Source organism: Photobacterium sp. Ph5, assembly GCF_022129445.1.
GTDB lineage: Bacteria > Pseudomonadota > Gammaproteobacteria > Enterobacterales > Vibrionaceae > Photobacterium.
Map to the genome: position 1 here is coordinate 61,483 of NZ_JADQAQ010000011.1, position 7,207 is coordinate 68,689.

Consider the following 7,207-nt stretch of genomic DNA (forward strand, 5'->3'; position numbering starts at 1 on the left):
GAAAAGCCTACGCCACCAGCATCACCTGATGCAAACAATGGTTGGGGTGATTTAGTTGTCCCTGACGATTTTGATTTCAATACCTCTTACGATCTGTCAATCACCATCAATTTAAAAACAACAGAGACATTGAGTATCGCTATCTACCATGATTTTAATCAGCTAGATACTGGTGATATTATTCCTATTGCAGCAAGCCAACTTGTGTCGGGTACTATTTTAAATGGTGATTTTAACGGTGTCATAAGAGTAACAAGTTCGATGAATTCAATTTTAATTCTCTTATTTAACAACAACGGTAGTGCGTTATTTTATAGTTCAATTCAACCAACTACACCGGATGGTATTATCATCATCGAATAACGTTTTCTTAATGCTGAAGCCTCAACACAATAAATAATACTATTTAATATCAATTGTTCGACTGGCTTTTTTATACTGTACTCGCCATCCTTGCCACCGTGGTAATTCCCATCGTTTTGGATCTGGTTTACGGTTGCCAGACTGATAATTTGCAATAACAAGTTTACGATGAATGTCATATTCTATTGCCATCACAAGATCAGTGAGTTTAACTTCACGCGGGTAACGTTCATCAAACTCCTGTCGTTCCCATTCAGGGATCCCCTCAAAGGTAAAATCGGAAGGTTCAAAGAGTTCAAGATCATCAATGTGTTCAATACCTAAGTCTTCGATTTGTTGTGATAGCCATTCAATCACATCAACCGAATCAGGTTCACGTTTAACAAAATCTGCATTATATAAACCCAATGCGAGATATAAATTCCACTGCGAGATATCTGAAATAATTCGAGGTGCAAGATCAGGCATGACTTCACCAGCAAGTAGCATATCGACAATAGCAAAACGTGCTGATTGCCCTTCAGGTTCAATCCATCGAGTATCAATCACCCGTCCCGCATAGATCCTTTGCACCGCAGTTTTAAAAGTACCATCTTGCTGTTCTACCGTATCACCTTGAACTAACTCACCTAACTCAGCATTATTTATTTGTGACAAGGTCACGGGTGAGCTACACGTTGCCAAAATACGATTTTGTTTAACCCCCCTACCTGGTAAGGCAAATTGATCAAATACGATCACAGCTTGAGATAATGCCCCATCTATCGGCTGATTATCAATTAATGAATCTTTCGCACTACTGACTTCAATAATACCGTTACTCATTGCCTGCTGACGTTTTTCCCGACGAAGAAAAACCAATTCAGGTACCGCCTTTATGACCGCATCTTGCCATAGTTCACGTTTGAAACGGCTAGCAACAGACAGCTCTGGAAGTTCAAGCAACTCTCGCATTTGAACTGATAACAAACGCGCCTCTGCTAGCATATTTTCATCTACCGCTAGCCATTCTGGACACTCATCCATGCGCACCATTTTTATTAATGCCGTTGCATCACAAAACACGTTACCCAGCCATCGATATAATTGTTCTATATTTTCTTCTGAACGCGGTGGTTGCCATAACCGTTGCGGAATAGACAATGCAGCAGCAAGATCAACCATCGCTTCTTTATTTGCTCGGGTATCCATTGCTGTTATCAAGTGAGAAAATAAAGTATCGATAGGAAGTTGATATAAACAACGGCCATAATCAGTAATAACTTCATTTTCAGTCATAGCACCCATAGCCAACAATACCTGCTGCGCTGCAACAAAGGTTTTTTCAGGTAAAGGATCAATAAACGAAAGTTGGCTGAGTTTTGCGTTACAACATAAAGCAGCCAAATAGGCTTCTACTAACTCTTCACGTTGCAACTCTGGCGGTGTCAATAACTCTAACGCTGCGGCTTTACCATACAAGCGAATACAAACGCCATCCGTTACGCGTCCTGCACGCCCTTTCCGCTGCTCTGAGCTTGCTTTGGAAATAGCGTGTAATGATAGTACTGTTCGACCGTTTCTCTGGTGAGTACGACGCTCTAAACCAGAATCAATGATCAACGTAACCCCAGGGATTGTTACCGAGGTTTCAGCCACATTTGTCGCAACAATAATGCGTTGCTTATCACTTTGTGTTAGAGCCCGCTTTCTTTCATCATCGGTAACGGAAGCGTGTAATGGAATAATATCCATTAATCCAGCTTGTATTTGCTCACTAAACTGTTGCGTTAGTGCATTTTGCGTTGACGCTATCTCTTTTCTTCCGGGTAAAAAAATCAAAATATCTTGGTGGCTATCAATATGCGTTTTAACCAAGCTAGTTATCCGCTTATCGATATTCATCACATCGGGCATATCTCGACTATCAGAGGCATGATGCAACACATTCACCGCAAAATTACGTCCTTTTGCTTGTAAGTGCTGTGCAGATAAATAGTTAACTAACCGTTGGCTATCAATCGTTGCAGAAGTAATAACTAAACGATGAGATTGCTGCTGTTTGAGTAACGCGAGCAGAAGATCAGTATCCCAACGTCTTTCATGAAACTCATCAATAATAATTGTTAAGAACTGAGCTAAATTACCTTCACTTAACCAACGTAATGCAACACCGGGGGTCGCATAAATAATATCCGTATTTTCATCAAAGTTATGTTCAAAACGAATCGCATAACCAACGGATAACTGGTCAGGATTTGCTTCTTCTGTTAATAAATATTCAGCTAGCGATGTACAAGCAACCCGTCGAGGTTCAACCACCAGTACTTTTCCATAAATAGTAGCCCATAGTGGCAAACGGGTTGATTTACCCGATCCCGTTTCTGCTTCAACAACAATATGTTCATCACGTAACAAGGCTTTAAATTGTTGCTCAATGCTATCTATAGGTAAGTCGTTCTGCATATTTAATATATCTTTAATGAATTCAACGCTATTTTCGCAATTATTACCTACATTGTCAGTGAGAATCATAATATTCATTAAACTTGCTATTCATATCAGCCTAATTGTTTATTCCATCATCAATTACGTTTTATTTCTTTATGTAACTACTACTAATTTCATCGAAAAATTGACTTTTTTTTGTAACTCCCTAGCCTTACAGCATCAACTTATGGAGGCAGCGCCACATGACAACGAAAACCATATTTAATCCTGAGCTTTGGAACGAAGTTGAAGGCTTTGATTTTGAAGATATTACTTATCATCGTGCAAAAGATCAGGGCACTGTTCGTATCGCAATTAATCGTCCAGATTGCCTTAATGCATTTCGTCCAAAAACAGTTGATGAGCTTTTCACCGCACTCGAACACGCTCGTCAATGGTCTGATGTAGGCTGTGTACTACTAACGGGTAATGGCCCATCTCATAAAGGCCAGTGGTCATTCTCATCGGGTGGTGATCAACGTATTCGTGGTAAAGATGGCTATAAGTATGAAGGCGAAGAAGCGGGTACTGCTGACGTTGCGCGTATGGGTCGACTTCATATTCTAGAAGTACAACGCATGATCCGCTTTATGCCAAAAGTAGTTATCGCTGTTGTTCCCGGTTGGGCTGTTGGCGGTGGTCATAGCTTACACGTTGTTTGTGATTTAACGCTGGCATCTAAAGAACATGCCGTATTTAAGCAAACAGATCCTGATGTTGCATCGTTCGATTCTGGTTACGGCTCTGCGTATCTGGCTAAAATGATCGGTCAAAAACGTGCTCGTGAAATCTTCTTCTGTGGCTTTAATTACAGCGCACAAGAAGCCTATGAAATGGGCATGGTGAACAAGGTTGTTGATCACTTTGAACTAGAAGAAGAAGCGCTTCGTTGGGGTAAAGAAATCACAAGTAAATCACCAACAGCAATGCGCATGCTGAAATACGGTTTCAACCTTCCAGATGATGGTTTAGTCGGTCAGCAACTTTTTGCTGGTGAAGCAACACGTCTTGCTTACGGTACTGAAGAAGCACAAGAAGGTCGTGATGCGTTCCTAGAAAAACGTGATCAAGACTTTAGCCGCTTCCCTTGGCATTACTGATCTGCTTAATTTATAGGTAAATAAAAGCCACTTACTGATTATCAATAAGTGGCTATATCTACTTTACTCATTTATTTTCGCTATGAATCCTTGACGTAAAATAATCAATCGAAACAACACTGTCTTGTGGACCAAGATCTTCTTGAAGCCCAGCTACCTTCATATCACGTTCCAAAAACGATTCAGCTTTAACATCTGAAGAGTAAACATTACCGTCGACCAATACTGAAACCTTCGCTAAGTAGTATTTCATGGCACACCTCCTTGCGTGAATGTATTGTTACTCTATCCCATAGTTGGTTAATTTTTTTGAATTTAGTATGAAGTCGTGACAGAGACTATATTGTTTAACAAGATGATTTATAAAATATGATATTAGTTCACACATATAAACTAATTACATTGTTAATCGCCAAAAAGTGCCACTAAAGCAAATAATCAATTAAAAAAACAGCATTTTCACAAATAATATGACCCAACTTTCTAAATAAGTGATCATACCCTTTGTATTCTTATCTTTGACGTTCTAGCATTAGTGACCGATTGAAAACTCTTGCTTGTTTTCAACTTTAACCTTCTAGCTACAGAGCCTATTTGCATGAACAACGATAAAAGACCTTTATATATCCCCTATGCAGGTCCTGCACTGCTTGAAACACCTCTTCTAAACAAAGGTAGTGCATTCTCTGTCGAAGAACGTATGTTCTTTAACCTTGAAGGGCTTCTCCCTGAAGCTATTGAATCTATTGAAGAACAAACTGAACGTGCTTATCAGCAATATCTAAAGTTTGATAACGATATGGATAAGCACATTTATCTCCGAAATATCCAAGATACCAATGAAACCTTGTTTTACCGTTTGGTAGAAAACCACGTAACAGAAATGATGCCAATCATTTATACCCCTACAGTGGGCTCTGCGTGTGAAGATTTCTCAAATATTTACCGTCGCGGTCGTGGCCTTTTCATTTCTTACCCAAACCGTGATCGTATTGAAGACATGCTAAACAATGCTTCTCGTCAAAACGTTAAAGTGATTGTGGTAACCGACGGTGAGCGTATTCTTGGTTTAGGTGATCAAGGCATTGGTGGTATGGGTATTCCGATTGGTAAGCTTTCTTTATACACCGCGTGTGGTGGTATCAGTCCGGCTTATACTTTACCTGTTGTTCTTGATGTTGGTACTAATAACCCGCAACGTTTATCTGATCCTATGTACATGGGTTGGCGCCATACCCGTATTACCGGAAAAGAGTACGATGCGTTTGTTGATGAATTCATTCAAGCCGTTAAACAACGTTGGCCTGAAGCACTAATTCAATTTGAAGATTTTGCACAAAAAAACGCAATGCCTTTGCTTGAGCGTTACAAAGATAAAGTATGTTGCTTTAACGATGATATTCAAGGTACAGCAGCGGTAACTGTTGGTTCTCTACTTGCAGCATGTAAAGCAGCAGGCAATAAACTGTCTGAGCAACGTGTAACCTTCCTTGGTGCGGGCTCAGCAGGTTGTGGTATTGCAGAAGCGATTATTGCACAAATGGTGTCTGAAGGTATTTCTGATGCACAAGCTCGCAGCCAAGTATTCATGGTTGACCGTTGGGGACTACTCATTGATGGAATGCCAAACCTGCTTAACTTCCAACAAGCACTTGTTCAGAAAAATGTACAATTAGCTGATTGGGATGTGGCAGATAATAACATCTCACTCCTTGATGTTATGCGGAATGCAAAGCCGACGATTTTAATCGGTGTATCTGGTGTACCGGGACTATTTAGTGAAGAAGTGATCCGTGAAATGTACGCTCACTGCGAACGCCCTATCATTTTCCCACTTTCCAACCCAACAAGCCGTGTTGAAGCAACACCGTTTGATTTGATCCGTTGGACAGATGGTAATGCTCTTGTCGCAACAGGTTCACCATTTGATCCCGTGATTTATGAGGGTAAAACTTATCCAATCGCGCAATGCAACAACAGTTATATTTTCCCTGGTATTGGTTTAGGGGTATTAGCGGTTAATGCTCGCCGTGTTACCAATGAAATGCTAATGGAAAGTAGCCAAGCATTAGCAGAGTGTTCACCACTTGCTATTCATGGTCATGGTCCTCTATTACCACCATTAGAAGATATTCAGAAAGTCTCACGTAAAATTGCTTTTGCCGTTGCAAAGAAAGCGGTAGAACAACATAAAGCACCTAAAAACTCCGACGAACGTATCCGTGAAAAAATCGATGCTAACTTCTGGAAATCAGAATATCGTCGCTACAAACGAACGTCGTTCTAAGCCTCAGTTAAAAAAGGTGCCAATCTGGCACCTTTTTTTATGAAAGTAATACTGCTCTTTTTACTTGTTATTATTGAATATTATTTCAGCAGTCATAAAATAAAATGACAAAACACAGACATTTATCCCTTAATTAATAGACATTTCATTAAATGATTAAGGTAAGATATAAGATAAGAACTTTGTGCTTTCGTGGATGATTATGAAGCTGCTCAATCTAATCCGTATTTCTGCAGTTATCTGTATCTTATTTGTTTCAACATTATTGTTATTTGATCGTTGGGTTTCAGCCCGTACATCTGATCGTATTTATCATGACATTTCTACAGTACCCAAACATTCTGTAGGGTTAGTTCTTGGTACAAGTAAATATATAGCTAAGACACTAAACCCATATTATGAATATCGTATTACAGCCGCATTGGATTTATATAAACAAGGTAAAATAGATTATTTTTTACTCAGCGGCGATAATGCACACCGCTCTTATAATGAGCCTTGGACAATGAAGCGAGACTTGTTAAAAGCAGGAGTTCCTGACGATAAAATCACTTTAGATTACGCAGGATTTCGAACGCTTGATTCTATTGTTCGCGCAAAGGAAGTGTTTGAAGCAGATAATTTCACAATTATTACTCAACAATTCCATTGCGAACGCGCTCTCTTTATTGCAGATAGTTATAAAATTAAAGCGACATGCTTAGCAGTACATGAACCCAATGGTACTGCGCAACTGAAAATTCGCATTAGAGAAGTACTTGCTCGTGTTAAAGCGTTAAGTGATCTATTTATATTGAATGTTCAGCCTAAATTTCTAGGGCCTAAAGAACCCATAATTAAACCAGTACCTGAACCTATTATCAGTGACGATATTGCGCCACCTTCTGCTAACAGCACTCAAAAGCAGCTCCCCAATTCGGCAGTTACTGAAGCTACTGAAGCTACTGAAGCTACTGAAGCTACTGAAGCTACTGAAGCTACTGAAGCT

General features: G+C 39.7%; 5 protein-coding genes and 1 pseudogene. 4 read left to right on the forward strand and 2 right to left on the reverse strand.

All coding sequences use genetic code 11. The features are described 5' to 3' along the window. A pseudogene (locus I3259_RS06630) lies at positions 1 to 363 on the forward strand (hypothetical protein); the annotation flags it as partial. A gap of 39 nt (positions 364 to 402) precedes the next feature. Here I3259_RS06630 and I3259_RS06635 read toward each other — a convergent pair. Beyond that, complete coding sequence (locus I3259_RS06635) at positions 403 to 2,808, reverse strand: helicase-related protein (protein ID WP_238028922.1); 2,406 nt, start codon at positions 2,806 to 2,808, stop codon at positions 403 to 405. A gap of 227 nt (positions 2,809 to 3,035) precedes the next feature. Here I3259_RS06635 and I3259_RS06640 point away from each other — a divergent pair, with 227 nt between their 5' ends. Then, on the forward strand, positions 3,036 to 3,932 hold the full coding sequence (locus I3259_RS06640; protein WP_238028896.1) for a 1,4-dihydroxy-2-naphthoyl-CoA synthase: 897 nt from the start codon (positions 3,036 to 3,038) through the stop codon (positions 3,930 to 3,932). Positions 3,933 to 3,999: 67 nt separating this feature from the next. On the opposite strand, the gene I3259_RS06645 is transcribed toward I3259_RS06640, so the two are convergent. After that, positions 4,000 to 4,185, reverse strand: coding sequence for a hypothetical protein (locus I3259_RS06645; RefSeq protein WP_238028897.1), 186 nt, complete (start codon positions 4,183 to 4,185; stop codon positions 4,000 to 4,002). Between the two features lie 345 nt (positions 4,186 to 4,530). Here I3259_RS06645 and I3259_RS06650 point away from each other — a divergent pair, with 345 nt between their 5' ends. Then, on the forward strand, positions 4,531 to 6,219 hold the full coding sequence (locus tag I3259_RS06650) for an NAD-dependent malic enzyme (RefSeq protein ID WP_238028898.1): 1,689 nt from the start codon (positions 4,531 to 4,533) through the stop codon (positions 6,217 to 6,219). A gap of 202 nt (positions 6,220 to 6,421) precedes the next feature. Continuing rightward, positions 6,422 to 7,207: ElyC/SanA/YdcF family protein (locus I3259_RS06655; protein ID WP_238028899.1), on the forward strand; the 786-nt coding region annotated here is incomplete at its 3' end.